Raw genomic sequence first — 26576 nt, 5'->3', positions numbered from 1 at the left:
GCACACGTGCCGGTGAGGTGCGCACGTGCCGGAGAAGTGCGCCTGTGGTCCGCGATCTGGCTCGGCCCCGCCTGGACGCACGCAACGATCCTGCCAGCTCACCTTCGCGGCCGGACCGAGGCACAAAAAGGGCGGCCCTGGATTTCCGGGACCGCCCTTTTCAGCGCGTCAACGCCTTGGCGCCTCAATGGCCCTTATGGACCGCGGGCGCAGAACTACTTTTACTTGCCGTCTTGCTTGGCAGCCACCTCCGTGGAGGCATTCTCCCTGCCGGGCTTCGCCTCCACGTTGTCCTCTGCGGCCTTGCCTTCAGCAGCATCACCGCACGCAGGCGTGGTCTCGGCAGGCTCGGGTGCCGGGTCTTTCTCCACCACATCCTTATCCACCGCATCCGTGACCACGGTTCCGTCTCCCGCAACTGCATCTCCCACAACTACGGCGACGGGTTCATGGCCAGGCAGGTACACCGATTCGGTGTCCTTGCCGCGGCGGGAATAGGTCAGGACAAGGAACAGGATCAGGGCAGCCACGAACACCACGATGCTTGTCCAGACGTTCAAGCGTGCCGTAACGCCAAAGAACGTGATCTGCTCAGCGGTGTCGATCCGCAGCATTTCAATCCAGACGCGCCCTGCCGTGTAAATCATGGCGTACAGCAGGAACAACCTGCCGCTGCGCAGACGGAACTTCCTGTCAAGAAGCAGCAATGCCGCGACACCGAGCAAATTCCAGACGCATTCGTAGAGAAACGTGGGGTGGAACAAGGTGTCGGGACTGAAGCCTGCCGGCACATATTCCGGGGCCACGCTCAGACCCCACGGGAGGGTGGTGGGACCGCCGAAGAGTTCCTGGTTGAAATAGTTGCCCCAACGGCCAATGGCTTGGGCCAGCAAAATACCCGGGGCGGCTGCGTCAACGAACGCTGAAATCTTTACACCTGCGCGTCGGCAGCCGATCCAGGCCCCGACAACGCCGAGCACCACGGCACCCCAGATGCCCAGTCCGCCAAGCCAGATTTGCGGAATGAGGGAAAGGTCGCCCGTGCCGTCGAAGCCCGGGCCAAAGTACGCCTCGGGCGAGGAGAACACGTGGTACAGCCGGCCACCGATGATGCCAAAGGGGATGGCCCAAATGGCGATGTCCCAGATGGACCCTTCGGGCCCGCCGCGTCGTTTCCAGCGGCGGTCCGTCAGCCAGATTGCAGCAACTATGCCCAGCAGGATGCACAGGGCATAGGCGTGGATGCGCAGCGGCCCGAGGTCAAAGCCGGACCATGCCGGCGCCGGAATGGCAGCGCCCAGGGCGCCTGCCAGCGCTTGGGGTGCGAGAGTTGAAATCACTGGGCAACCTCTTCCGTGGCGGGGGCGTCGAAGCCGGTGCTGAGTTCCTTGGCCAGTGCTCCGACGGCGGCGACTCCGCCGTCGCGCAGTGCAGCGACCAGGGCCGTGCCAACAATGACTCCGTCGGCGTAAGCTGCAATTTCACGCACGTGCTTGGCTTGGGAAACACCCAAACCAACGCAGGCGCGTTCGGCGCCGGCGGCATGGGCCGCCGCCACGACGGATTCCGCCGCGCTGGAGACCGAACTGCGCGCGCCGGTGACACCCATGATGGAAACGGCGTACACAAAGCCGCGCGTCGCCGCGACCGTCATGGCTACGCGTTCCGGCGTGGACGACGGTGCCACCAGGAACACCCTGTCCAGGCCGTACTTGTCCGAGGCGGCAAACCACTCGGCCGCCTCGTCAGGGATCAGGTCGGGGGTGATCAGGCCGGCGCCGCCGGCCTCCGCCAGCCGCCGGGAAAACTCGTCCACACCCAAGCGCATCACGGGGTTCCAGTAGGTCATCACCATGACCGCGGCATCCGTCTCTGCGGTGATGGCGGCCACGATGTCAAAGACGTCAGTCACATGAAAGCCGTTGGCCAGCGCTTCGGTGGTGGCAGCCTGGATGACGGCCCCGTCCATGACGGGGTCCGAATACGGAATGCCGATCTCAATGATGTCGGCTCCGTTGCGTGCCACGGCGATGGCTGCGTCAATCGAAGCCTGCTTGCTCGGGTAGCCGGCAGGCAGGTACGCGATGAGGGCCTTGCGCCCTGCGGCCTTGGCCTTCTCGATCGCCGCGGCCGACTTGCTTTCAAACGCTGCCGGTGCGGTGCTGTTGGTGGTCTCACTCATTGCTGGCATCCTCCGTGGTGCTGTCCATGCTATCGGCGGCTGCGGTGGGGGCCCCTGCCCCGTGGGGGCTGCCCTTGGCTTTCCGCGTGGAAAGGGTCGTGCCCTTCACATGGCCGTCTTCATCCAATATCCCAAACCAGTCGGCGGCCGTTTCCACGTCCTTGTCACCGCGCCCGGACAGGTTGACGATGATCACCACATCTTCGGGCTTCTCGGCATCGACGACCAATCGCTGACCAACCTTGATGGCTCCAGCCAGCGCGTGGGCAGTCTCAATGGCCGGAATGATCCCTTCAGTGCGGCACAGCAGCTTGAATGCTTCCATGGCTTCGGTGTCGGTGATCGCTTCATAGCTAACCCGGCCAATGTCGTGCAGGTAGGAGTGCTCCGGGCCAACACCGGGGTAGTCGAGGCCGGCGGAGATGGAGTGGGACTCGATGGTCTGGCCATCCTCGTCCTGCATCAAGTAGGAGCGGGCCCCGTGCAGTACGCCCGGGCGGCCCAGGGTGATGGTGGCGGCATGGCGGCCTGTGTCGACCCCCTCGCCTCCTGCCTCAAAACCGAACATCTTCACGGAAGGGTCGTCGAGGAAACCATGAAACAGGCCGATGGCGTTGGATCCGCCGCCAATGCAAGCGCACAGGGCGTCGGGCAGCCGGCCGGTCTGTTCAAGGATCTGGGCCCGGGCTTCTTCGCCGATGACCTCGTGGAAGAAGCGCACCATGGCCGGGAACGGGTGGGCCCCTGAGACGGTGCCCAGCACGTAGTGGGTGTTCTCCACGTTCGCCACCCAGTCGCGCAGGGCGTCGTTGATGGCATCCTTGAGCGTCTGCGAACCGTTCGTCACAGGCACCACGGTGGCACCGAGCAATTGCATGCGCGCCACGTTGAGGGCCTGCCGGCGGCAGTCCTCGGCGCCCATGTACACCACACACTCAAGTCCCAGCAGGGCAGCCGCGGTGGCAGTGGCAACACCGTGCTGACCCGCACCGGTCTCGGCAATGACACGAGTCTTGCCCATGCGCTTGGCCAACAGCGCCTGGCCCAAGACGTTGTTGATCTTGTGCGAACCCGTGTGGTTCAGGTCCTCGCGCTTGAGGAAGACGCGGGCGCCGCCGGCATGGGCGCCAAAGCGTTTGGCTTCCGTCAGCAGGGAGGGACGGCCTGAATAGTTCTTGTTCAGCTCCAGCACTTCGGCGAGGAACTCCGGATCGACCTTGGCTTTTTCAAAGGTCTCTTCAAGCTCATCCAGGGCCGCGATGAGCGACTCGGGCATCCAGCGCCCGCCGAACGCGCCAAAGTAGGGTCCCGGGGCGTGCCGCAGCGATTGCTCCGGTGCCGAGCCGGCAGGGACACCGCCCTGCAAGAATGCTGTTGCCGGATCCACCATGTCGGCCGGATCCTGAGACGAAGCTGCTGGCACATGAGCCATCAGTTCCACCGTCCTGTTCATCGATAGTTGTGCACTAATTGTCTTGGGGGCGGCCGGCGCCGGCCACGCTGTGCCGTGCTGCGGCTCGAGGCGCCTGCCGTGATGAAAAAGGCTTGCACGCTGCCGTGCAAGCCCTTCTCTAACTTCGGTGGTTCTGCAGTGCCCCGGCTGCCTTGAATTCGCCGATTCGTTCTTGTGGGGTTGAGTCCTTCACCAGCGCCTCCCCCACCAATATGGCGTGGGCGCCGTGGGCGCTGTAGTGCCGGACATCATCCACATCGCGTACTCCGGACTCCGCGATCACGACGGGCCCGGCGGCAATGCTGCCGGCCAACGCAGCGAAGACACCGCGGTCCACTTCAAGTGTCTTGAGGTTGCGCACGTTGATGCCGATGATCTTTGCGCCGACGGCCACGGCACGCTCAATTTCCTCCGCCGTATGGGTTTCCACGATCGCGTTCATGCCCAGCTGGTGGGTCAACGCGAGGTAGCTGCGCAGCTCCGCATCATCCAAGGCGGCGACAATCAGCAGCACCAGGTCCGCACCATGGGCGCGTGCCTCCCAGATCATGTACTCGTCGCAGGTGAAGTCCTTGCGCAGCACGGGGATGTCCACAGCCGCACGCACGGCATCCAAGTCCGCCAGCGAACCGCCGAAGCGGCGCTCTTCGGTCAGGACGCTGATGATCGAGGCTCCGCCGTCGCTGTATTGCGCGGCGAGGGCTGCCGGATCGGTGATCCCGGCAAGATCGCCTTTGGAGGGGCTGCGGCGCTTGACCTCTGCAATGACCTTCAGCTCCGCGCGCTCGGCGGAGTCCCCGCCCAGCGCGGCCCAAGCGTCAAGCGGCGGGGCTGTCCGGAGGATGCGATCCTGAAGTTCCGCCAGGCCCACCAGCTGCCGACGTGTCTCCATGTCCTCCCGGACACCGGCAATAATGTCCAGCAAAACACTCACGACTAGTGTCCGTTGTTCTTCAGCTTGCTGCCGCCAACACCATAGCCTGCAGCCTTCATGACACCGCCGGCGATCAGGCCCACGGCAATGATTCCCACCCCGCCGATCCAGAACAGCAAGGTTGCACTTTCGCCGATGAGGAAGGCAATACAGCCAACGATGGTGCCAACCAACATGATTGCCACACTTGTCCATGCTGCCGGGCTGTTGCCGTGACCCAATTCAATGCTGTGGTCGATGGGCCCCTGCACGGAAACGTCTGCGGCCGACTTGTTGCTCATGGTGAATCTCCCTATTAAACGCGGATACTGAAATACATTCTGCCATTAGTTGCCCAAGTAATCCGAAACGCTCGCACTCCTTGGACGTGTGCCGGGCCTAGTCCGTGGGGTCTTCCCCGCGGCTGAGCTGGTCCCAGCGGTCAATCTCGTCGACCGCCTCGGCCGGGCCGCCCGCCTGGGCCGGCCTGGCGGCGTCGTACTTGGTGCGCACATTCCATGACCGGCCGAAGAACAAGACCAGCAGCGATGCCACGGCCAACACGAGCGCGGCGACGATCGCCAGCACCGGGAAAAACGTCGTAGTGGCGTTTGCGGCCTCGCCTTCGATGCCGGTGGCGACCCCCACCTCCGCCATGGCTGCCCCCGCCGGATCGGCCACAATGCCGAAGACGACGGCGACGATTCCCGCCGCGCTCAAAAACATGATCATGGCGGTGACGATGCGGGCGATTTTCCCGGCAATGCTGGTGGCCAGGGCGCCTGCCAGGGCCACCAGGGCCAGGGCGGAGACGGCCACGGCGGCCTTGCTGCCGGGAATGTTGAGGTCGCTTTGGGCCACTTCGCCCTGTCCGATGGACACGTGGATCCACGTCTGGGTGGTGGTGCCAAAAATGGCCAGTGCGGCCAGCACCGCCAGCAGGATCAGGGGCGCCTTGCGCTGCCAGAACCGCACAGACTTAGCCGTTGTGTGCGGGATTTCCGGGGTTTCCGGGGTTTCAGACGAGTGCGGGGTTTCCGTGTTCATGCCGTACCTCCTGTGGTGTCGGCCAAGGTGCGCAGCGAGGCTGCTGCATACACTGCGCGCAGCGGGGCGGCCGCCTTGTTCACAGTTTCCAGCGCTTCCGTTTCATTGACGGAGTCGGCCACGATGCCGCCGCCGGCCTGGACGTAGGCCTTGCCACCGCGCAGCAGGGCCGAGCGAATGGCTATGGCCATGTCCATGTCGCCGGCAAAGTCCAGGTAGCCCACCACGCCGCCGTACACCCCGCGGCGGTGCGGTTCAAGTTCGTCCAACAAGCTCAGGGCCCGCGGCTTGGGAGCGCCGGACAGGGTGCCGGCCGGGAACGTCGCGGCCAGGACGTCATAGGCGAACTTGCCCTGGCTGAGTGTGCCGACCACTGTGGAGACAAGGTGCATGATGTGGCTGAAGCGCTCCACTTCCATGAACTGGGTGACGTCCACCGTGCCCGGTTCGCACACTTTGGAGATGTCGTTGCGGGAAAGGTCCACGAGCATCAGGTGCTCCGAGCGTTCCTTGCTGTCTGCCAGCAGGTCCTTGGCCAGCAGCTTGTCCTCTTCGGTGGTGGCCCCGCGCGGTCGCGAGCCGGCTATGGGGTGCGTGATGACTTCCCTGCCCAGGACGGTGACAAGGGCTTCCGGGGAGGAGCCAACAATGGAGTACGGCTCACCGGCCGCGTCCTCGAAGCTGTACAGATACATGTACGGGCTGGGGTTTGTGTTCCGCAGCACCCTGTACACATCAAGTGCGGACGCTTCGCACGCCATTTCAAAGCGGCGCGAAACAACCACCTGGAACACTTCGCCGTCAACGATGGCTTCCTTGGCCAAGTCAATGGCCTTCAAGTATTCGTTGCGATCCCAGCGTTCTTCCACGCTGTCCGCGAAGGTGGCTGCCGGAACATCAACCACCGACATGGGCTGGGCGACGGGCTGGCGCAGCTGCTCCACCATGGCCTGCACCCGTGCCACGGCGTCATGCCAGGCTCCGTCGATGTTCTCATCGGTGCCGTTGGCGTTGATGGCATTGGCGATCAACAACACCGTGCCTTCGTTGTTGTCGTGCACGGCCATGTCCGCCACGAGGTTCAACGCCAGTTCGGGCAGCTGCAAGTCATCCGGCGGAGGCGATGGCAGCTTTTCCCAGTGCCGCACGGACTCCCATCCAACAAAGCCCACCAGGCCGGAGGTGAAGGGTGGCAGGCCCTCGAAGCGCTCAGTGGCGAGCAACTTCAGCGTGGCCTCCATGGCCTCCACCGGGTTGCCTGCCAGGGGAACGCCCACGGGAGGCTCCCCTTGCCAGAACGCCCCGCCGTCGTGCGTGGTCAAGGTGGCGCTGGAGCGCACGCCGATGAAGGAGTAACGCGACCAAACGCCGCCCACAGCGGCCGATTCCATCAGAAACGTGCCCGCGGCCTCGGCGGCCAGGCTGCGGTACAGGCCGATGGGGGTTTGCGCGTCGGCGAGGACTTTCAGGTGGACCGGGATCACGCGGCGGGTGCGGGCCAATTCCCGGAATTCCGCCAGGGAGGGGGTGATGACACCAAGATCTTGCATGGAATGTGTGGCTTTCGTCGGTCAAACGGGTGAACAGCGGATAAGGAATGCGAAGCGGGAGTCCGGGACTTATTCCCCGCGGTTGCCCACGACCGCCGTCAGTTTGCGGGCGTCGAAGCAGGTGTGGGTGCCGGTGTGGCAGGCAGCGCCCACCTGGTCGACGGTGATCAGCAGGGCGTCGCCGTCGCAGTCCAGAGCCACCGTCTTCACGTACTGGGCGTGGCCCGAGGTGTCGCCCTTGCGCCAATATTCCTGGCGCGACCGCGAGTAGAACGTGACCCGCCCGGAAGTGAGCGTGCGGCGCAGCGCCTCGTTGTCCATCCACCCGAGCATGAGGACTTCCTTGGAGTCAAACTGCTGGATGATGGCTGCCACCAGACCGGCGCCATCATGTTTGAGCATCGCCAAAACCTCGGCCGGCACTTCAAGGGACGGCTGCGTGCTGGGAATTTCGGGCGTTGACTGGGGTTCTGGGCTTTGCTGCATTAGAGCCAATTCTAATGCCAGAAACGTTTATGACGGGCCACCCCGGCGGGCGTGTGGGCCGAATCGCACGGCTTTGCCAAAGTTGGTGCGTGTTTGCGGCGGTTCCAGCTGCCGTCGGCGGCCAATACATGCTAATTTCACAAGTGATGCATTTTGTAGAACCATCCCGTGAAGTCCTCGCCGAGACCCTGCTGGCAGCCGGTCCCGGTGCTCTCACGCTGTGTGAAGGATGGCGGACCCAGGAACTGGCCGCGCACCTCTACCTGCGCGAACACAATCCGCGGGTGGGATTGGGCATGGTGCTCAAGCCGTGGCGCAAGGCCACCGACAAGGCCATCGCAGCGCTGGCTGCCGAGTCGTGCACCCCTGAAGCTTTTGCCGCGCTCGTGGAGAAATTCCGTGCCGGGCCGCCCAAGATGTCTATTTTTGCGTTGAAGGGCTTCGACCACACGGCAAACCTCATCGAGTTCTTTGTCCACACCGAAGACATCCGCCGCGCCACCGACCGCTGGGCACCACGAGCCCTCGACGCGGGCTACTCACGGGCGCTCTGGACCGAGCTGGTCAAGCGCGCCGCCATCCTGTATCGCAGCGTTGATCTGGGCATCGTACTTGTCAATCCCGAGGGCCACCGCCACGTGGCCAAGCGCGCCCCCGTCTCGGTGGCCATCATCGGGGACCCCGGCGAACTGGTCATGCACGCCAATGGACGCACGGGCGAAGCCCTCGTCTCCTTCGAGGGCCAGCCCGACGCCGTCGCCCTGTTGCAAACAGCCGACGTCGGACTCTAAACACCCCCCCCGACACCAACCCCCTTTGCGACGCTCCTGCACATTCGGGGCGCTGTTCGCGTTCCCTCCTGCAGCTTCAGTGCGCCAACGACAAACGCTCCCGCACTTTTTCCTGAGCCGATCCCCCGGACTGCTCGAGCGTCCGGGAAATCAGCTCCAAAAGTGCAGGAGCGTCGGAAGGCAACGGCCCGGAAGTGCAGGAGCGTCGGGGGGTTAGCGGACCTCGTAGCCGGCGTTGCGAATGGCCTGCTTGACGTCGGCAATCGCGCTGTCCGGACCGAAGTGGAACACCGAAGCAGCCAGCACGGCATTGGCGCCGGCGGCCACAGCGGGTGGGAAGTGCTCGGGCTTGCCGGCTCCTCCGGACGCGATGATGGGGATGTGCACGGCCGCACGGACAAGCCGGATCAGCTCCAGGTCGAAGCCCTCTTTCGTGCCGTCGGCGTCGATCGAGTTCAGCAGGATCTCCCCCACTCCCCGGTCGGCAGCCTCCTTGGCCCACTCGATGGCGTCCATGCCCGTGCCCTTGCGCCCGCCGTGGGTAGTCACTTCAAAGCCCGACGGCGTCACCACGCCCTGGTTGCAGCGCGCATCAACGCTGAGCACCAGGACCTGGGAGCCGAACCGCCGGGTAATGTCGTCAATGACGGCGGGGCGGGCGATCGCCGCCGTGTTGATGGAGGCCTTGTCGGCACCGCAGCGCAGCAGCTTGTCGACGTCGGATACTTCGCGCACTCCCCCGCCGACAGTCAGCGGAATGAAGATCTCCTCGGCTGCCCGGGAGACAACGTCGAAGGTGGTCTCGCGGTTTCCCGAGGATGCCGTCACGTCAAGGAAGGTCAGCTCGTCGGCCCCGGCAAGATCGTAGCGCTTGGCCAGCTCAACGGGATCACCGGCGTCGCGCAGGTTCTGGAACTTCACGCCCTTGACCACGCGGCCGGCGTCGACGTCGAGGCAGGGGATAACCCTGATGGCAACACTCATGGCAGGTACCTTCTCTAGTGGGCTGTGGAGTTTGCCGCCGATGCGGGCGGCGACCGGTGGCTGCGCCTAGATGCGGCAGGCGTGGATGCTGCTGACGAGGATGGCGCGGGCGCCAATTTCGTACAGCTCATCCATGATCCGGTTCGTGTCCTTGGCCGCAACCATGGAGCGCACGGCGACCCAATCAGAGTCGCGCAAAGGGGAAACGGTGGGCGATTCCAGCCCCGGGGTGACCGCGGTGGCCTTTTCCATGAGCGTCTTGGGCACGTCGTAGTCCAGCAGCACGTACTGGCGGGCCACAAGGACGCTGTGCAGGCGTCGGATCAGCACCTCGACGCCGGCGGGGCGGGTGACGCCGCGGCGGCCAATGAGCAGGGCTTCGGAGTTCAGGATGGGCTCACCGAAAATTTCCATGCCGGCAGCCTTGAGTGTGCTGCCGGTTTCCACGACGTCGGCAATGGCATCGGCGACACCGAGGCGGACGGAGGATTCAACGGCCCCGTCCAGGCGAACCACTTCGGCGTTGATGCCCAACTCGGCCAGGTACTCACGCAGCAGCACATCGTAGCTGGTGGCGATCCGCTTGCCTTCAAGCTCGGCGGCGCTGCTGAAGTGGCCCACGGGACCGGCAAAGCGGAAGGTGGAGACGGCAAAGCCCAGCGGCAGGAGTTCGTCGGCTTCGACCTTGGCGTCCATGAGTAAATCGCGGCCGGTGATGCCGACGTCGAGCGTGCCGGCGCCGACATAAACGGCGATGTCTCGGGGGCGGAGGAAGAAGAATTCAACATTGTTTTCGGGATCAACCATGACAAGCTCGCGGGAATCGCGGCGTTGGCGGTAACCAGCCTCCGCCAACATCGCTGAAGCAGCTTCGGACAGGGAACCCTTGTTGGGAACGGCAACACGCAGCATAAGGAAAAGTACTTTCAGATCGGTTCAAGCAAAAGGTATTGGCATTGGAATCAATGCCGATTCAGGGTTGGTCAAACAGCCACGACACGTGGCTAGAGATGCTTGTAAACGTCCTGAAGGGTCAAACCTTTGGCGATCATCATGACCTGCAGGTGGTAGAACAGCTGGGAAATCTCCTCGGCGCAGGCCTCGTCCGACTCATACTCGGCGGCCATCCACACCTCGGCGGCTTCCTCAACCACTTTCTTGCCGATGCCGTGAATGCCGGATTCAAGTTCGGCCACGGTACGGGAGCCGGCGGGCCGGGCTGCGGCTTTCGCGCTGAGCTCGTCAAAAAGGGATTCGAAGGTCTTCACGCAAACCACCTTACTTGCTTTGCCACAGGTTTGCGGATTTCGAGACGGGCCGTGTCCAGCATGTGAACAGTTCCGCGGCATGGTTCGAGGCGAGGGGATCCCGAAACCGCGCCTACGCTGCATGCCCGCGTCTGCCCCGCGAAACCGCTGTTGCCTATCAGCTGGTTCGCGGGGCAGGTGCAGGCACGCGGGTAAGACGCGGGCACACCTTTGCGCCAGCCGGTGGGGCATTCGCGCACCAACGCCCAGTGCCTGCTGGCCCGCCAGTAACGGCGTGCAAGCAGACAAGGTGTCCAGGAGTCCGAAGGAGTGCAGGAGCGTTCGGATATATGGCCCCGAACGTGCAGGAGCGTCTGTAGGGCGGGGAGGGCGGGGCCGCATTGCCGCCCGGCCGCTAAACGTCCAGGGCGCCCAGGGTCAGTGCGGTGGCGAGTGCTGCCGTGATGGCTTCGTGGCCCTTGTCCTCAACCGAGCCCGGCAGCCCGGCGCGGGCCAGGCCCTGCTCCTCGGTGTCGCAGGTGAGCACGCCGAAGCCGATGGGTGTCCCCGTGCGCACGCTGACATCGGTCAGGCCCATGGTGGCTGCCTGGCACACGTAGTCAAAGTGCGGAGTCCCGCCGCGAATGACCACCCCAAGCGCCACGACAACGTCAAACGTTGCCGCAAGCCGTGCCGCAGCCACGGGCAGCTCAAAGCTGCCCGGCACCCGAACCACCGCGGGAGCCACGATCCCTGCATCGGCAGCACCGCGCAACGCGCCTGCCAGCAGCCCGTCCATGATTTCGGTGTGCCAGCTGGCGGCCACGATAGCCACCTTCATGCCGGCTGCCCGTGACTTTTCTGCAGTGCTGAATCCAATGCCGGGTGCTCCGTGTCCGCTCATGCTGTGTGTCCTTTCGTCGGTGCTGGGGTAGTTTCCGGGGCGTGCGACGGCGTCGAACCCACAGTTGTCGAGTTTTCCGCTGCCGCGTGTTGGGCGGGTGCGGTGATGGAAAGCGCGTGCTGCATGCGGTCGCGCTTGGTTGTCAAGTAGCGCAGGTTTTCGGCCCGGGCGGGCACCTCGGTGGGGACCACCTTGACCACGTCGATGCCATGACCCAACAACTGCTCCTGTTTCAAGGGGTTGTTGCTCAGTAGTGCGATGCGGAGCAAGCCCAACGACCGCAGGATTCCAGCAGCCGCCGCGTAGTCGCGACCGTCGACGGGCAGCCCCAGTTGTTCATTGGCTTCCACGGTGTCGGCCCCGGCTTCTTGCAGGCTGTAGGCACGCATTTTGTTGGACAGGCCGATGCCTCGGCCCTCATGCCCGCGCAAATACACGAGTGTTCCGCCGCGGCGGTGGATCATTTCCAGCGCATAGTCCAGCTGTTCCCCGCAATCACAGCGGTACGAGCCAAACACATCGCCTGTCAGACATTCGGAGTGCAGCCTGACAAGTGGCACGTACGCCTCCCCGGGCGCACCGGCTTCCGCTGGAGCTGCGGCAGAATCCGCAGCATCTCCGGCGGCGCTGAGGGTCAGGTGCTCGGCACCGGTTGCAGTGTCCACCCACGCTTGGGCCTGAAAGGGGCCAAAGCGCGTGGGCAACTGCACCACCGGCCCGCCGGTCACGGCCGGTTCCTGCCCGCTCATGCCGGCGTCGCTTCCCGGCCTGCGACGGGTTGGCCTGCCGCCTGCGGGCCTGCCACCTCCAAGTCTGCCGCGTCCAAGCCAGCCACATGCGCCACGAGGTCGGCAATGGAAACCAGCACCAAGCCGTGCTTGTTGGCGAAGTCGCGCAAGCCGTGAAGTCGCAGCATCTCCCCCTCGTCATCGACCACTTCGGCGATAACGGCCACGGGCTCGCACCCTGCCAACCTGCAAAGTTCAACGGATGCTTCGGTGTGGCCCGGTCGCTGGCGCACTCCCCCGGCGACGGCGCGCAGGGGGAACATGTGCCCGGGGCGGGTGACGGAGTCCGGCGTGGACAAGGGACTGGCCAAAACACTGGCGCTCAGCGAACGGTCCGTGGCGCTGATGCCTGTGCTGACGCCGAATGCGGCATCGCAGCTGACGGTGTAGGCGGTGCCCTTGGCGTCCTGGTTGTGGGCGACCATGGGAGGCAGTGCCAGGCGGTCGGCGTGGGCGTCGTCCATGGGGATGCAGACCACCCCCGAGCTGTGCCGGATGGTCCAGCCCATGAGCGCCGGGGTGCTGTGCTGGGCGGCAAAGATGATGTCGCCCTCGTTTTCGCGGTCTTCGTCGTCGACCACGAGCACCGCTTCACCGCGTGCCATGGCGGCAATAGCCATGGTGATGGGGTCCAGGATCGTTTCACGGCTGATGGTTTCGCTCATGTCAGGCACCCTTCAAGTTGGTGAATTCCAGCAGTCGCTCGGCGTATTTGGCCAGCACGTCAACTTCCAGGTTCACGGCGCCGCCGGCCGCCTTCTCGCCAAGCCCTGTCTTGGCCAAGGTGACGGGGATCAGTCCCACCTCGAACCACTGCTGCGGCTCCGTGGCCGGGCTGACGGCGGTGACGGTGAGGGAGACGCCGTCGATCGCGATGGAGCCCTTTTCGGCGATGTAGCGCGAGAGCTCCGACGGGACGGCAAAGCGCAGCCGCTCCCACTTGCCCTGGTCTTCGCGCTCAAGCAACGAACCCGTGCCGTCCACGTGGCCCTGGACAACGTGCCCGTCAAGGCGTCCGCCGGCGGGAACACAGCGTTCAAGGTTCACGGTGTCGCCGTCGCACAGCCCGCCGGTGGTGGTGCGCACAAGGGTTTCGCCCATGACGTCCACCTCCACTGTGCCGCCGTCAAGGCGCACTGCCGTCAAGCACACGCCGTTGACGGCCAGCGAGCCGCCCAGTTCAAGTCCCTCCAGGACGTCCCCGGCGTGGAGCACCAGCACGGCGCTGTCAGTCTCCGGGTGCAGGTCAACGCGCTGCACCGTGCCGCGTCCTTCAATGATTCCGGTAAACATCTCTACCTTCCTTCTGCGGCGTCGGAGGCAGCGGCACCGGCGACTGTGCCGGCATCTTTCGCTGCGGCCTTGGCCGGCATGAGTGTCAATTTTAAGTCCGGGCCCAGCAGTTCAACGGGCCCGGTGGTGGTCGCGTCCCACTCCCAACGCTGGGCTTCGGCAAGCGTGCCAATGCCCAGGTCCGTCAGCGCGGGGATTCCGGCACCGAGCAGCGTGGGCGCCAGATACACCACGAGTTCGTCCACCAGGCCCTTCGCCAGGAACGCGCCGCAGATCTTTGACCCGCCCTCGATCATCAGGTGCCCCACCCCGCGCTCCTGCAGTTCACGCACGACGGCGGCAGGGTCGTGGGTGTGCATGGCCAGGAAGTCCCCGTCCCCCAGGCGGTCCGGGCTGCTGGGGGTGCCGGAGACACCGCGCACTGCGGCATCGGGAGCGATGTCGCGCAGTCCCATGACCACCCGCAGCGGCTGGTGGGCTGTATCCGAGCCGTCGGCGGCACGGGCGGTGAGCCGGGGATTGTCGGCTGCTATGGTCCCCGTGCCCACCACGATCGCGTCCACCCGGGCCCGCAGGTCATGGGAGTCCTGCCGGGATTCCTTCGAGGTGATCCACTGGCTTGAGCCGTCCACCGCGGCAATCCTGCCATCCACGGTTTGGGCCAGGCGGGCGGTAATAAAGGGCCGTTGTTCCCGCACGGCCACAAACCACTGCCGGTTCAAATCCTCGGCTTCGGCGGACAGGAGTCCCATGCGGACGTTGATGCCCTCATTGTGCAGAATTTCCGCCCCGCCGGCGGCAGGCAGGTGGGGGTCCCTGACGGCGAAGACCACATTGCCAATGCCGGCTTCAAGAATCGCCTGGGTGCACGGGCCCGTGCGTCCCACATGGTTGCACGGTTCAAGGGTGACAATGAGCGTTGCCGCTGACAGGTCGCGCTTGACGCCGGTGCCCAACAGGCGGTTGATGACATCCGTTTCGGCGTGGAGGGTGCCAGCCCCTCGATGGTGGCCGATCGCCAGGAAAGTGCCGTCGGCGTCGATAATGACGGCCCCGACCAGCGGGTTGGCACTGCGGACGCCCTGCTTGGCGGCGGACAGGGCTGTTTCCATGCCGAGGATCTCGGCCGAGGTGAAGTTCCCGGAGTCATGGCCGAAGGGGACGGAGTTCATGAAGCCGGGATCCATGGAGCTGAAATTCACAGTTTTGCCTCTCGATTGGCCACAGTATTGCCGTGTGTGTTGTCCTCAGTATTGCCTTCAGAGTCGCCTTCAGTGTTGCCCAAGGTGTTGCCGACCGTGATGTCGGGGAAAGTGGTGTCGACGGACACTGTGCGTGCCAAGGCATCGCTGTTGCACCGTACCTTCCACCATACGAAGAATCCTGCCAGGGTGAAGGCACCGTAGAAAATGTACATGAAGGCCGAGGCGTAGTAGCCGGCGCTGAACAGCAGCGGCACACCCACCAGGTCCACAGCGACCCAGATCAGCCAGAATTCCACCCACGCCTTGGCCATGCCGTACGTGGCAAGCAGCGAACCCATGAAAATCCAGGCGTCGGCCCAAACCGGTTCGTAGGATCCCATGGCGCGGAAGATCGGGGTGAGGACCACGGTACCGCCCACGATGGCTGCCAGCAGGAGCCAGCGCACCCGGGCTCCAGCCCAGCGCGGCTCAACCGCTTCGCCCACATGGGTGCCGACGTCGTTCTTGGGGTGCCGTGTCTGGTTCCACCGGTTCCAGCCATAAATGGAGACGGCAATGAACATGATTTGGCGCCCGGCCTGGCCGAGCAGGTTCACGTGGTCGGCCGAACCGAAAACGGAGCCCATGAAGACGGTGAAGAGCAGCAGGTTGCCGACGATGCCCACCGGCCAGGCCCAGATTTTACGGCGCATGCCGCCGAGGGCGCTGGCCAGCCCAAAAAGATTTCCTATGACTTCGCGCCATAAAAGGAATCCACCACCGGCGAATTCCAGTTTGGCGTCAAAGAGCCATCGCAGAACGTCCATCGTTACCTTTGCCCTTTCGAGACCGCGATGGCTCCGGGGGTAACGTACAGCGGCGCGCAGGGTGCAAGAAATGGCAGGGATGCAAAAATGCTGCTGCCACACCCCTGACCTGGCGGCCAAGACTGTTCGTGCTTCTCCCATCCAGACTTTAACTGTCGGTTCCGGAATTTCACCAGATCAACCGAGCGCTGCTTGGCTGTTGCCAGCCTGCTGCGCGCGGGTCGCGGACTATAACCGCCGGTTCGGAATTACACCGACCCCGGAGCACGTAATACTTTGTTTTGGTCCCGACGAATGCCGGAACCACTTTCATTATGACACCTTTGGCGCGCCAAGCTAAATGTTGCCGTGCCGCACCGCCAAATGTCGTGGTCGGACCCGGCTAGACGTCGCGGTGCTGGTGCGCGTCGCCAAAAGCGAGCCGGCCCTTCGCCCGCAGCGCGTCGATGGCGTCGGCCGGCGAGGACTTGCCGTACACGGCCGATCCGGCCACGAAAACGTTGGCCCCCGCCTCGGCGGCACGGGTGATGGTTTCCTCCGTGACGCCGCCGTCCACCTGCAGGGCCACATTGATGCCGCTGCCTTCAATGGCGGCGCGGGCGCGGCGAATCTTGGGCAGCGTCAAGTCGAGGAACGCCTGGCCGCCAAAGCCCGGTTCCACGGTCATGATCAACAGCATGTCCAACTCGGGAAGCATGTCCAAGTACGGCTCCACGGGCGTGGCCGGGCGCAGGGCCATGCCTGCCTTGGCGCCCCGGGCGCGCAGTTCCCTGGCCAGCTTGATCGGTGCGTCGGAGGCCTCCACGTGGAACGTCACCGATGCCAGGCCGGCGTCGGCGTACAGCGGCGCCCAGCGGTCGACGTCGGCAATCATCAGGTGGGCGTCCAAGGGCACCGAACTGACCTGCTGAATCCGCTCCACCACCGGCAGCCCGATAGTCAGGTTGGGCACGAAGTGGTTGTCCATGACATCAACGTGCACGGCATCGGCGTTGGCAATGCGCGCCAGTTCGGCTTCGAGGTTGACGAAGTCCGCGGACAGGATGCTGGGGTTGATGCAACAGGCAAGCGAAGAGCTGGTCATGAATGAACCTCATCTTTATGCTGGTGGTGGGGCTTGATTCTCACGGATTAGTTCTTGCGGATCAGCGCAAGGAACATGGCGTCGCTTTGGTGGATGTGCGGCCACAGCTGCGCCATTTTCCGGTGTTCGGGAATGCTCGAGGCGGGGTTGCCGGCCTGCAGCTCGCCGCTGAGGCTGACGGAGTCAAGGGTGCTGCCGGCGTCGAGCAGTTCAACGTCGTCCCGCTTGCGCAGGGCGTCGTCGACGACGGCGATGGTCTCGGCCACGTGGGGTGAGCACGTCACATACGCCACGACTCCCCCGGGCTTGACGGCGGCCAGGGCAGAGTCGAGCAGCTCGCGCTGCAACCGGCCCAGCTCGCCCACGTCGGAGAGCTGGCGGCGCCAGCGCGATTCCGGGCGGCGGCGCAATGCGCCCAGGCCCGTGCAGGGTGCATCGACCAAAATCCTGTCGAAGGCGTCGGGGTGCTCGCGGCCAATGTCGCGGCCGTCGCCGGTGCGTACCGTCCAGGTGTCTTCCGGCACGGCGCCGAGGGCCTGCGAGACCAGCTTGGCACGGTGGGCGGAGGGCTCGTTGGCAAGAATCCAGGCGCCCTTTTCAGCAGCCAAGGCAGCCAGCAGGGCGGCCTTGCCGCCGGGGCCGGCACACATATCAAGCCAGCGCTCCTCGCCGTCGTTCTGTTCAGTGGCACCCAAATCGGTGGCAATCTCGACGGCGGCCAGGGCGCGGGCCACCAGCTGCGAACCGGCGTCCTGCACACGGACTGAACCTTCGCGCACGCTCTCCAGCCGGCTCAGGTCTCCGCCGGAGGACAGCGCGGAGTCAGCCACGAGTTCCCCGGGCGTGAAGCCCGCATCGAAGGCTTCGGACAAGTCTCCCAGGCCCGGCAGCGCCACGAGATTGACCACGGGGGCGGCGTTGTCGGCTTCGAGCAGGGCCGTGATTTCGGAAACGTCGCGGCCGTGGGCCACGAGCGCCTGGCGCATGGCTCGCACAATCCACTCGGGGTGCGAGTGCTCGATCGAGGCGATTTTCACTTCGTCGCTCAGGCCCTCCGTCAGCTCCTCGAGCCACTGCGGCAATTCCTTGACCGCAACTTTGCGCAGCACGGCGTTGACAAGACCCGAAGGGCCGGCGCCAATGACGGCACGGGCCAAGCCCACCGTCTGGTCCAGTGCGGCGTGGGTGGGCACGCGCATGGCCATCAGCTGGTGGGCGCCGATGCGCAACGCGTCAAGGATGGCGGGGTCCAGCTCGCTGAGCGGGCGGTCCACGCACTTGGCCAGGATGGCGTCGTAGGTGCCTTGGGCGCGCAGCGCGCCGTAGGTCAATTCGGTGGCGAAGCCGGCATCGCGGCGATCCAGGCCGTGCCGGCGGATGCGGGTGGGAAGCACCAGGTTGGCGTAGGCGTCGTCGGCCGAGACGGCGCGCAAAACTTCAAAGGCCACCAGGCGTGCGGGGTCGGCGATGCGGGTGCGCTGCCCGGGGGCCGTGTCCGTCCGGTTCGCTCCGGTGCTTCGATTGCGTTCGCGCCCCGAGGCGTCCCTGCGCTTGACACCGCCGGAGTGCTCCGGCCGCCCCTGCTGGTCCCGGTGGCTCGAACGTCCGCCTTGCTCGCTGGTCATCCAAACACCACATCTTCCTTGTTGGCCAGGCCGCGGGCCCAGTCCGTTGCTTTCATAAGTTTTTTGCCGGCAGGCTGGACCTCCGCCAGTTCCACCGCATGCGATCCCGTGCCCACCAGGACGGTCTTTCCCTCGATGCGGAGCCGGGCCGGTGCCAGGTCCGTGACATCGGTCCGCAATAGCACCGGGCCCAGCTTGAAGAGTTGCCCCTCCAGCATGGTCCATGCGCCGGGTTCGGTGGTGACCCCGCGGATGCGCCGCGATATGGCCAGTGCCGGGCTGTCCCACTGCACGTGGCCGTCCTCGAGCGTCAGTTTGGGGGCCAGGGAAATCTCCCCTTGCTGCGGGACTCCGCCGAGAGCCCCGGCGGCCAGGCCGTCAATGGTCTGCACCAACAACATGGCACCGCTGTGGGAGAGCCGCTCAAGCAGCACCGCGCTGGTGTCGGAGGGGCGGATGGACTCAGTCACGGTGCCAAAGACCGGTCCGGTGTCGAGGCCCTTTTCCAGCAGGAACGTGGACGCCCCGGTGATCTCGTCTCCGTTGATCACCGAATGCTGCACGGGGGCTGCGCCGCGCCAGGCCGGCAGCAGCGAGAAGTGCAAGTTGATCCAGCCGTGCGCCGGAATTCCGAGCGCACTTTCCGGCACCAGCGCCCCGTAGGCGACGATCGCCGCGACGTCGGGTGACGCGGCAGCAATGGCGGCGGCAGCCTCGGCGTCGACCTTGTTGGCCTTGATGACCGGCAGGCCCAGCTCGGCGGCACGGGCGGCAACGGGCGACGGCGTGAGGACCCGTTTGCGGCCCAGCGGCGCGTCGGGGCGGGTCAGGACGGCGACAATCTCGTGTCCGGCCGCGCGCAAGGCTTCAAGGGAGGGCAGCGCCACCGCTGGTGTTCCGGCAAACAAGACCCTCATTGGGCGGCCCCGGCACCAAAGGCCGAGCCCACGGTGCGGGCCCGCTTGGCCACGGTCCCGGCCGTCACGTCGTGGTAGTTGGCCATGCGGATGGCGCGCAGGGCTTCCTTGCGGTCCTCGCCCTCCAGCCGGTCAACATAGAGTTTGCCGTTCAGATGGTCGGTTTCGTGCTGGAAGCACTTGGCCAAGGTGCCGGTGGCTTCCAGGTCGATGGGGGCGCCGTGCATGTCGACGCCGGTAATCCGCACCCACCGGTAACGGGCCAGGGTGAAACCCATGCCGGGCACCGACAGGCAGCCCTCGGGCTCGGCCGGGGCAAAGTCGTCGCTGGCCACCAGGATGGGGTTGACGATGTGCCCTTCCGCCCCGTCCACTGAATACGTGAAGAGGCGCTTGTTCACGCCAATTTGGGGTCCTGCCAGGCCGGCACCGCGAACATCGAGCATGGTTTCGTGCATGTCCTCAATGAGCTTGGCCAGCTCAGGCCCAAAAACCGTCACGTCCTCGGCGACGGTTCTCAGGACAGGGTCGCCAATAATGCGAATGCTCAGGATGGCCATGGGTGGGCACCTCACTTTGATGTTGTTGCACGAGTGTCATTGCTCAGGTGGTGCTGCGGACCGGTTTCGGCGCGCGGGAGAGCTGGTGCCTCAAGTCTAGTTGGCTGCCGGGGCCGGCGGTGGCGAAATGTCCAGCAACGGCGTGCCTGCGGATGAGGCATCCAATGAGGTTTGCCACACCCGTCGCAGCGACGCGAACTTGAACCAGTGCGCCTTCAAGACCTCCGGGTTGGCCCGAAGCGTGCGCACCTCCGTCTCGCCGATGGCAACACCGAGCAGGATCGGGTCTTGGCCGTACTTCCATGCCTCCCAAGTGCCTGCTGCTTCATCGATGATGGATTCCTCCGCCTTCATCCCGGCCACGAGCTGCATGACCACCTTCGCATCAAGACTTTTTACCTGACCATTGCGGTCCGTGCCCTTCGTCTTGTAGTCGATGATGCACAGCTTCCCACCGATGGTGGCCACCAGGTCCAGGGTGCCGGCGTAGCCCAGGGATTCATTCCACACGGTAATTTCCGGGGCCAACGGCTGCACGTTGTACTCCTGCCACCACGCGTCAAAGCGCAACGCGAAGTCGCCTTCGCCGTTTTCGGCAAGGGCGTCCTTGGCTTCCGCCAGCTGGTGCGGGCGGTCCAGCACACGAAGTGCCACCTGCTCGCAGTAGTTGTGCACCCTGTCGCCGCGGGCAGCTGCGGCATCGCGGAACTGTTCTGCAGCGTTGGAGCTGTCGCGCACCACGGTGCGCAATTGTCCGGGATTGCCAATGCTGGCGCCCAGGTCCGGGTGCTTCGCCACGGCAGTTGCTGCCATGTAGCCAATCCAGCCGTCAAGGGAGGTGGACTGTTGGCCAATGACCGTGGTGATGGAAGGGACCTTGGGCGGGTCTTGGAGGGAACGGGCGTACATGCGCCCCAATTCGGTGCTGTGTGCCAATGCTGGTGCGCTCATGCCTCTACTATTCCATTAGCTGCCAACACTCGGTGTCGGTGCGGGCAGGAAGCTGTGGATAACCAGGCCCTGGGCGGCATACGGATCACCTCGCCCCAACTGGTTTGCTCGCACGGAGTTGTGGGGCCGCCCGTTGCTACCGCTTGTCGCCGTAGTAGTCCCCGCTCCCCGCAACCTCGTGGGGCCACCCGCCGTGGTGCAGGTGATGCTCAAGAACGTCCAACAGCGGATCAACGTTGAAGGCTGAGCTGTTCACGGAGATTCCGACGCCGTCGAGCCCCCAAACATTGACCATGGGAACAACACCGTTTGTCGTGAAGGAGTATCGGCGGATGGAGTCGTAACGGATGCGCTTGATCTTGCCGAAAACACTTCGATTGACAATCTCATCCGGACCCACCAAGACGTACCAAGACGAACCAAGACGTACCAAGACGTACCAATTCTTGTAAATCAACAAGAAGACGCCGCCGAAGGCCATCATGCCCGCCCCGCTCGCCAAAGGACCAATACCAGCACTGGACTCCATGATCAGCGGGATGGAAAGCAAGAACAGCAGCGCACCCACGACCAGCAGAATCCAGCCAAAGATGGGAATGATCTTTGGTTGGCGAACGGCGCCCTTGGTGACTTTGTCCAAGTTGGGTCGGCGTTTCGCCCACATCCCAAAGCCCGTAGTAAAAACAATGCTAAAAACCGCAACACCGAGCCAGACCCACGTTTCAATCGACATGCGCTTGCGCCATCCCTGCTCGCAACGGCGGCCGGCTCCCATCGGAAAAGCAACTTACACGTTGTCACAGGGTCCGGCAGCTAATAGAAAAGGCACCCTGTCAGGGTGCCTGGTGTACTGGTGGGCGATACTGGGATCGAACCAGTGACCTCTTCCGTGTCAGGGAAGCGCGCTACCGCTGCGCCAATCGCCCGGATTCGTTGGATCAACATCCGGATTTGGAACAAGACTGCCGGAAACCTCACGGCTTCCGGCAGTCCATCCATATATATGCGAGCGGTCGACGAGATTCGAACTCGCGACATCCACCTTGGCAAGGTGGTGCTCTACCAGCTGAGCTACGACCGCATTTACTTCTTTTGCCCAACTTTCATTGGATGAATGAACAAGTTCATTCGTGGGCGATACTGGGATCGAACCAGTGACCTCTTCCGTGTCAGGGAAGCGCGCTACCGCTGCGCCAATCGCCCAAATGCATTCCGCTGTACTCTACAGCAAAATACTTTGGATCAGCCTAATGGAGGTGGGAACGGGATTCGAACCCGTGTGCACGGATTTGCAGTCCGTTGCCTCGCCTCTCGGCCACCCCACCGTGAAAACTGAACGGTGTCTTGCGAGCGGTTGACGAGATTCGAACTCGCGACATCCACCTTGGCAAGGTGGTGCTCTACCAGCTGAGCTACAACCGCAGTGAGTAACATTTTCTTACCGCTTGCGTTTCCGCTTCGGTAGTCCGTGTTGCTGCGGTGAAAACAATACCCGAGCTTTTTCCCAAACACCAAATCGGCCCGCTCCCGGTTTCGCTTCCCAAGCCGGCGAGGTGCCTGCATCGTTGAATTGGCGGGGATTTCGCGTTTCCATTCGAATTACATGCATGTCATTCAATGCCCCCATTTGGGCCCGATTTGTTTCGATTTCGACGTTTTCGAGCAGAAACAATCCTGAGGTGCTCGTCACATTCACTCTTTTCCGGGCACGACGCCGGACACTCCCCTGTGCGTTTCGGGCGCCTTGGGTGCCAGCTGGTTCTTGGCACAACACTCTTGGCACAACACTGCCGGTGGCGCCCCATCCCCGGACACCACCATGCGGTCCGTTGCACAAGGAGGCGTTCGAACATGGACGATTATGAGTGCGCAGCAGTTTGGGCTATTGTTTTGAACGCACCAAGGAACGCGCACAACCCGCTTGACGGGCTGTGAAGGCGACTTTGGGCGATTGGCGCAGTGGTAGCGCGCTTCGTTCACACCGAAGAGGTCACTGGTTCGAACCCAGTATCGCCCACGATCAAAAAGCCCCTCCCACCAGCAGAAACGCTGGCCGGAGGGGCTTTTTCGCGCCGTCGGGCCACCACCCGCGTTGCCGGCGCGTGCACGGCAACGCGGGCACGTCGACACCCCTCAAGACGCTAAGTAAGGTTGTGCCAGTGATCGACGGACAGAGTACCCAGCAATACATTCCCGATCCGCGTCGCTGGCGGATCCTTACGGTTCTCGCTGTCACGCTCTTTATGTCCTTGATCGACGTCAGCATCGTCACCGTGGCGCTGCCATCAATCCAGACAGGGCTGGAAGCATCCACATCGGAGTTGCAGTGGGTGCTTTCCGGATATGCGCTCACCTTCGGCATCGGCCTCGTCTCGGCAGGCCGGGCAGGTGACCTCTTTGGGCGCGGACCCTTGTTCATCATCGGCGTTGCACTGTTCACAATTACTTCCGCCGCCGCAGGATTCGCCCCTGATGCACTCTGGCTGAACATCTCACGGGCGTTGCAGGGCATCGCGGCGGGCCTGTTCAACCCGCAGATGATCGGGATGATTCAGCAGTACTTCCGGGGCGCCGAGCGGGGGCGGGCCTTCGGTGTCTTCGGCGGTGTGGTGGGTGTCTCGGTGGCGGCGGGGCCGTTGCTCGGCGGCCTCCTGATTCACGCAGCCGGGGTGCAGGAGGGCTGGCGGTGGGTGTTCTTCGTGAATCTTCCGGTGGGTATTCTTGCCATCGTCCTTGCATTTTTGTGGCTTCCCAAACCATTGCTCAACAGCAGGCAGGGCCAAGGGCTGGCTGTTCCCGGCGTGCCGAAGCAGAGCAGGGACTTGGACATGGTGGGCGCGGTCCTTCTGGGGCTTGCAGTGGTTGCTGTGCTCTTCCCCTTCCTGGAGTCAAGGGAATCAGCGCTGGTCTGGGCAGTTCTCCCCTTCGGGGGCGTCCTGCTGGCAGTGTGGCTGTGGTGGGAGCGTCGTTACAAGCGCCTCGGCAAGAGCCCAATGGTTGATCTCGGGATCTTTCAGGTGAAGAGCTTCGCCAATGGAACTCTGCTGGTGGGCCTGTACTTTCTGGGCATGACAAGCATCTGGGTGCTGATTGCGCTGTACTTCCAGGATGGGCTGGGCCACAGCGCCCTGGCGACCGGGATGGTAGGGCTGCCCAGTGCCATCGCCTCGGGCATAGCGGCGTTGTGGGGCGGGCGCAAAGTTGCCGAGTACGGTCGCAAGGTCGTCGTCGGTGGGCTGTATTTTGGCTTGTTCGGACTCGCTACCAGCATCCTGGTGGTGTGGCTTCAAGCAATCGGCGCCGCCAGTGAATGGTGGCTGCTGCTGAGCCTGACGTTCGTCGGGGTGTCGCAAGGGGCTGTGATCAGCCCCAACCAGACGCTCACCCTGGCCGAGGTGCCGCTGGAGTACGCGGGCAGCTCGGGCGGGATCATGCAGACCGGCCAGCGCATCGGAACCTCGGTGGGCATCGCCTTGATCACTGCAGTGGCTTTCACGGTGTTGGGATTCAGCAACTGGTCGATGGCGTTTATCGCAGGGCTGACCACGATCTTCATCTTGGTGGTCCTCACGCTGGTTGTGGGCTATGCGGACCTGCGCTCGCGTCGAGCAGGCGAGTAGCTGGCAAACCGCTGCCATGACAGCGCCTGACGGAAAAAGTCAGTGGGCCAGTTTCAGGCCCACAATGCAGCCCACCAGGCCCAGCAGCAACAGGATCTTCACCAGCGAAACGGCCTCGGTGCCCGTGAGCATGGCATAGCTGACCGTCAGGGCAGCGCCAATGCCCACCCAAACCGCGTAGGAGGTCCCCACTGGAAGCGTGCGCATGGCCCAGGCCAGTCCGAACATGCTGACGACAACGGCAACAACAAAGACAATACTGGGACCTATTTTGGAAAAGCCTTCACTTTTTCCCAGCGCAGTGGCCCACACGGCCTCCAGCAATCCCGAAACAACCAAAACAACCCACGCCATGAAAAGCATCTCCTCGGCGCCGTCTTGTCGCTGTCCGGGTACGGCGCACCTCGTCCGGGTGCCTAGTGGCTCAAACCAGTGTGCCACATGGCAACGATTCGTTCCGGATTCCAGCAAAATTTCCCTTGACAAAGCGCAGGCGGGAACTAGGCTAAGAAAAGTTGGGGCGCAAGGACCCCATGAGCGAAGGGAGGTGCCTGTTGTCTATTTTTGACGATGTCAAGGGCAAGGCCGAAGGATTGGTCAACAAACATGGAGACGCCATCAAACGTGGCGTCGAAAAGTCCGGCGACTGGGTCGATGGGAAAACTGGTGACAAGTACAAGGACCAGATTGACTCCGCCCAAAAGGCAACTTCCGACTATGTAGACGGTTCAGCCAAGGCAGACGGCCAACCCAATGTAGACGGTTCAGCCAAGTAGCTGGTCCTTCGCTCGTGTCCAGAGCGTCAAAGAGGGCGCCGGTCCCGTCGTGACGACGGCACCGGCGCCTTTTGGCGTTAAAACACTTTTGGCGTTAAAACACTTTTGGCATTGACATAGGTACGGGAGTGGATCCTGCACGGGCCCCGCGGACGCCCTCAGCTGCCGTGCCCCGTCAGCTCACGGGTTGGGGAACTGTGGCCTCCTGGGCTTCACGGGCCAGAGCTGTCAGGCGCGACACCGCGCGGAAGTACTTCTTCTGGTAGCCGCCTGTCATCATCTCTTCGGTGAACAGTTGGTCCAGCGGTGCCCCGCTGGCCAGGATTGGCACGTCCCTGTCGTAGAGCCTGTCGGCCAGCACTACAAAGCGCAGTGCAACCGATTGTTCGGTAATGGTGGCCACATTGCGCCACACCACGGCATCGATGCCGTCAAGCAGCTGCCTGTATCTGGAGGGGTGGACGCCTGCCAAATGGTCCACCAGCGTGCCAAAGTCGTCCACAGCCACGGTGCGGTCCCCGAAATCGGCGCGCATGCGCGCATCAAGCTCACTGTTGGCCACCGGATTGGGCGGGGTGGGCAGTCCGCGGTGGCGGAAGTCTTCGCCGTCGATGTGCAGGATCTCGAACTGGTCGGCCAGGACCTGGATTTCCCGCTGGAAGTCGACGGCGGCGAACCGTCCGTCGCCCAGTGAACCGGGCAGCGTGTTGGAGGTCGCTGCCAGCTTCACGCCGGCGTCGGCCAGTTCACGCATCAATCGCGACATCAGCACCGTGTCGCCGGGATCGTCAAGTTCAAACTCGTCAATGCACACCAGTTTGTACTGGCTCAGCGCCTCGACCGTCTTGCGGAAGGACAGCGCGCCCACCAAGTTGGTGTACTCCACAAAAGTGCCAATGGCCTTGGGCCCCTCAACTTCGTGCCACAGGGAAGAGAGCAGGTGGGTCTTGCCCACGCCAAAGCCGCCGTCGAGGTAGACACCGGCGCGCTTGCCCGCACCCTTGGCCCCGGATCCCTTGCCGCTTCCCTTGGATTTGCCGCCAAAGAGCTTGCGCAGGCCGCCGGCCGGTTTCCCCGCCGTGCCGGTGGCGAATTCCTGCAGCAACGTCACCGCTTGGGACTGCGAGGGCTGGTTGGGGTCCGGGCGGTACGTGTCAAAGGAAACTTTGCCAAAGCGCGGGGACGGGACAAAACCCTGCAACAGTTCCGCGACCGAGACAGCCGGACGGCGGGTGGATAGTTGCTCAACGTGTACCAAGAATGATTCCGATCATAAAGATTCTTCCGACAGTGCATGCCGGACACGACACACGGCTCATGGATACAAGAATACCCACGGCATATTGCGTTGCGTTAACGGCCAAGGAAGTAAACGGCGGGGCAACTCGTTACGC

At 63.8% G+C, this 26576-nt stretch carries 28 protein-coding genes, 6 tRNA genes and 2 riboswitches; of the genes, 4 read left to right on the top strand and 30 right to left on the bottom strand.

All coding sequences use genetic code 11. The annotated features are described in order from the left end of the window. Positions 1-221 precede the first annotated feature (221 nt). The 8 genes from lgt to hisI all read right to left on the bottom strand — a co-directional run bounded on the left by lgt (position 222) and on the right by hisI (position 7631). The gene (lgt, locus tag QMG25_RS15770) at positions 222-1340 is read right to left on the bottom strand and encodes a prolipoprotein diacylglyceryl transferase (RefSeq protein ID WP_283461927.1); all 1119 of its coding nucleotides are present in this window, start codon (positions 1338-1340) and stop codon (positions 222-224) included. After that, on the bottom strand, positions 1337-2182 hold the full coding sequence (gene trpA / locus QMG25_RS15765) for a tryptophan synthase subunit alpha (protein ID WP_283461925.1): 846 nt from the start codon (positions 2180-2182) through the stop codon (positions 1337-1339). The genes lgt and trpA overlap by 4 nt, the downstream gene beginning before the upstream one ends. Continuing rightward, positions 2175-3614, bottom strand: a complete 1440-nt coding sequence (gene trpB, locus QMG25_RS15760) for a tryptophan synthase subunit beta (RefSeq protein ID WP_283461923.1) — start codon at positions 3612-3614, stop codon at positions 2175-2177. The genes trpA and trpB overlap by 8 nt, the downstream gene beginning before the upstream one ends. Before the next feature lie 139 nt (positions 3615-3753). Next, positions 3754-4569, bottom strand: coding sequence for an indole-3-glycerol phosphate synthase TrpC (trpC, locus tag QMG25_RS15755; RefSeq protein WP_283461921.1), 816 nt, complete (start codon positions 4567-4569; stop codon positions 3754-3756). A 2-nt stretch (positions 4570-4571) separates the two neighbouring features. Next, the gene (locus QMG25_RS15750) at positions 4572-4850 is read right to left on the bottom strand and encodes an HGxxPAAW family protein (protein ID WP_283461919.1); all 279 of its coding nucleotides are present in this window, start codon (positions 4848-4850) and stop codon (positions 4572-4574) included. Between the two features lie 97 nt (positions 4851-4947). Continuing rightward, positions 4948-5595 carry a Trp biosynthesis-associated membrane protein gene (locus QMG25_RS15745; protein WP_283461916.1) on the bottom strand — a complete coding sequence of 216 codons (648 nt, stop codon included), beginning with the start codon at positions 5593-5595 and terminating at the stop codon, positions 4948-4950. Next, positions 5592-7145, bottom strand: coding sequence for an anthranilate synthase component I (locus tag QMG25_RS15740; RefSeq protein WP_283461914.1), 1554 nt, complete (start codon positions 7143-7145; stop codon positions 5592-5594). The genes QMG25_RS15745 and QMG25_RS15740 overlap by 4 nt, the downstream gene beginning before the upstream one ends. A gap of 69 nt (positions 7146-7214) precedes the next feature. After that, positions 7215-7631 carry a phosphoribosyl-AMP cyclohydrolase gene (gene hisI / locus QMG25_RS15735; RefSeq protein WP_283461912.1) on the bottom strand — a complete coding sequence of 139 codons (417 nt, stop codon included), beginning with the start codon at positions 7629-7631 and terminating at the stop codon, positions 7215-7217. A gap of 146 nt (positions 7632-7777) precedes the next feature. Here hisI and QMG25_RS15730 point away from each other — a divergent pair, with 146 nt between their 5' ends. Next, positions 7778-8422: a TIGR03085 family metal-binding protein gene (locus QMG25_RS15730; protein ID WP_283461955.1), complete on the top strand. Its 645-nt coding sequence runs from the start codon at positions 7778-7780 to the stop codon at positions 8420-8422. A 213-nt stretch (positions 8423-8635) separates the two neighbouring features. Here QMG25_RS15730 and hisF read toward each other — a convergent pair whose 3' ends face one another. The 20 genes from hisF to QMG25_RS15630 form a co-directional block, all read right to left on the bottom strand. Further along, positions 8636-9406, bottom strand: a complete 771-nt coding sequence (hisF, locus tag QMG25_RS15725; protein WP_283461910.1) for an imidazole glycerol phosphate synthase subunit HisF — start codon at positions 9404-9406, stop codon at positions 8636-8638. 66 nt (positions 9407-9472) lie between these two features. Then, on the bottom strand, positions 9473-10318 hold the full coding sequence (gene hisG / locus QMG25_RS15720) for an ATP phosphoribosyltransferase (RefSeq protein ID WP_283461908.1): 846 nt from the start codon (positions 10316-10318) through the stop codon (positions 9473-9475). Between the two features lie 92 nt (positions 10319-10410). Beyond that, entirely contained in the window at positions 10411-10674 is a 264-nt protein-coding gene (locus QMG25_RS15715; protein ID WP_233914276.1) for a phosphoribosyl-ATP diphosphatase, read from the bottom strand. Between the two features lie 394 nt (positions 10675-11068). After that, complete coding sequence (gene ribH / locus QMG25_RS15710; RefSeq protein WP_283461900.1) at positions 11069-11557, bottom strand: 6,7-dimethyl-8-ribityllumazine synthase; 489 nt, start codon at positions 11555-11557, stop codon at positions 11069-11071. Next, the gene (locus QMG25_RS15705) at positions 11554-12306 is read right to left on the bottom strand and encodes a GTP cyclohydrolase II (RefSeq protein ID WP_283461898.1); all 753 of its coding nucleotides are present in this window, start codon (positions 12304-12306) and stop codon (positions 11554-11556) included. The genes ribH and QMG25_RS15705 overlap by 4 nt, the downstream gene beginning before the upstream one ends. Further along, positions 12303-13010, bottom strand: a complete 708-nt coding sequence (ribB, locus tag QMG25_RS15700) for a 3,4-dihydroxy-2-butanone-4-phosphate synthase (RefSeq protein ID WP_283461896.1) — start codon at positions 13008-13010, stop codon at positions 12303-12305. Before ribB ends, QMG25_RS15705 begins: the two co-directional genes overlap by 4 nt. A gap of 1 nt (position 13011) precedes the next feature. Continuing rightward, positions 13012-13638 carry a riboflavin synthase gene (locus tag QMG25_RS15695; protein WP_283461893.1) on the bottom strand — a complete coding sequence of 209 codons (627 nt, stop codon included), beginning with the start codon at positions 13636-13638 and terminating at the stop codon, positions 13012-13014. Positions 13639-13640: 2 nt separating this feature from the next. Beyond that, positions 13641-14810, bottom strand: coding sequence for a bifunctional diaminohydroxyphosphoribosylaminopyrimidine deaminase/5-amino-6-(5-phosphoribosylamino)uracil reductase RibD (gene ribD / locus QMG25_RS15690; protein ID WP_283461891.1), 1170 nt, complete (start codon positions 14808-14810; stop codon positions 13641-13643). Positions 14811-14836: 26 nt separating this feature from the next. Continuing rightward, the gene (gene pnuC / locus QMG25_RS15685; protein WP_283461889.1) at positions 14837-15649 is read right to left on the bottom strand and encodes a nicotinamide riboside transporter PnuC; all 813 of its coding nucleotides are present in this window, start codon (positions 15647-15649) and stop codon (positions 14837-14839) included. Between the two features lie 125 nt (positions 15650-15774). Continuing rightward, a riboswitch (FMN riboswitch) is annotated at positions 15775-15920 on the bottom strand. Positions 15921-16031: 111 nt separating this feature from the next. After that, a complete protein-coding gene (gene rpe, locus QMG25_RS15680) occupies positions 16032-16733 on the bottom strand; it encodes a ribulose-phosphate 3-epimerase (RefSeq protein WP_283461887.1) in 702 nt (233 codons plus the stop codon). 47 nt (positions 16734-16780) lie between these two features. After that, entirely contained in the window at positions 16781-18358 is a 1578-nt protein-coding gene (locus tag QMG25_RS15675) for an RsmB/NOP family class I SAM-dependent RNA methyltransferase (RefSeq protein ID WP_283461885.1), read from the bottom strand. Further along, positions 18355-19275 carry a methionyl-tRNA formyltransferase gene (gene fmt, locus QMG25_RS15670; protein ID WP_283461883.1) on the bottom strand — a complete coding sequence of 307 codons (921 nt, stop codon included), beginning with the start codon at positions 19273-19275 and terminating at the stop codon, positions 18355-18357. The genes QMG25_RS15675 and fmt overlap by 4 nt, the downstream gene beginning before the upstream one ends. Further along, on the bottom strand, positions 19272-19835 hold the full coding sequence (gene def, locus QMG25_RS15665; protein WP_283461881.1) for a peptide deformylase: 564 nt from the start codon (positions 19833-19835) through the stop codon (positions 19272-19274). Before def ends, fmt begins: the two co-directional genes overlap by 4 nt. Positions 19836-19931: 96 nt before the next feature. Continuing rightward, entirely contained in the window at positions 19932-20786 is an 855-nt protein-coding gene (locus QMG25_RS15660; RefSeq protein ID WP_283461879.1) for a PD-(D/E)XK nuclease family protein, read from the bottom strand. A 136-nt stretch (positions 20787-20922) separates the two neighbouring features. Then, positions 20923-21519, bottom strand: a complete 597-nt coding sequence (locus QMG25_RS15655) for a hypothetical protein (protein WP_283461876.1) — start codon at positions 21517-21519, stop codon at positions 20923-20925. Positions 21520-21637: 118 nt separating this feature from the next. Then, positions 21638-21712, bottom strand: a tRNA-Val gene (locus QMG25_RS15650). Positions 21713-21794: 82 nt separating this feature from the next. Next, positions 21795-21867: transfer RNA gene (locus QMG25_RS15645), tRNA-Gly, on the bottom strand. Between the two features lie 50 nt (positions 21868-21917). Beyond that, positions 21918-21989: transfer RNA gene (locus QMG25_RS15640), tRNA-Val, on the bottom strand. A gap of 48 nt (positions 21990-22037) precedes the next feature. Continuing rightward, a tRNA-Cys gene (locus QMG25_RS15635) sits at positions 22038-22111 on the bottom strand. Between the two features lie 24 nt (positions 22112-22135). Continuing rightward, a tRNA-Gly gene (locus tag QMG25_RS15630) sits at positions 22136-22208 on the bottom strand. A 523-nt stretch (positions 22209-22731) separates the two neighbouring features. On the opposite strand from QMG25_RS15630, the gene QMG25_RS15625 reads away from it, so the two are divergent. Then, positions 22732-22803 (top strand) — tRNA-Val (locus QMG25_RS15625). A 142-nt stretch (positions 22804-22945) separates the two neighbouring features. Beyond that, the gene (locus QMG25_RS15620) at positions 22946-24406 is read left to right on the top strand and encodes an MFS transporter (protein WP_283461873.1); all 1461 of its coding nucleotides are present in this window, start codon (positions 22946-22948) and stop codon (positions 24404-24406) included. A gap of 39 nt (positions 24407-24445) precedes the next feature. On the opposite strand, the gene QMG25_RS15615 is transcribed toward QMG25_RS15620, so the two are convergent. After that, positions 24446-24760: a DMT family transporter gene (locus QMG25_RS15615; protein WP_283461871.1), complete on the bottom strand. Its 315-nt coding sequence runs from the start codon at positions 24758-24760 to the stop codon at positions 24446-24448. Between the two features lie 13 nt (positions 24761-24773). After that, positions 24774-24835: riboswitch (guanidine-III (ykkC-III) riboswitch) on the bottom strand. Between the two features lie 125 nt (positions 24836-24960). Between QMG25_RS15615 and QMG25_RS15610 the strand changes: the two genes are divergently transcribed. Beyond that, on the top strand, positions 24961-25182 hold the full coding sequence (locus QMG25_RS15610; protein WP_283461869.1) for an antitoxin: 222 nt from the start codon (positions 24961-24963) through the stop codon (positions 25180-25182). Between the two features lie 175 nt (positions 25183-25357). Here the strand turns inward: QMG25_RS15610 and zapE are convergent, their stop codons facing one another. After that, positions 25358-26440: a cell division protein ZapE gene (gene zapE, locus QMG25_RS15605; RefSeq protein WP_283461867.1), complete on the bottom strand. Its 1083-nt coding sequence runs from the start codon at positions 26438-26440 to the stop codon at positions 25358-25360. Between the last annotated feature and the right edge of the window lie 136 nt (positions 26441-26576).

It is taken from the genome of Arthrobacter sp. H35-D1, from assembly GCF_030063185.1.
In the GTDB taxonomy this organism is placed as follows: Bacteria; Actinomycetota; Actinomycetes; order Actinomycetales; family Micrococcaceae; genus Specibacter.
This window is presented reverse-complemented; position numbering and strand designations above follow the sequence as displayed.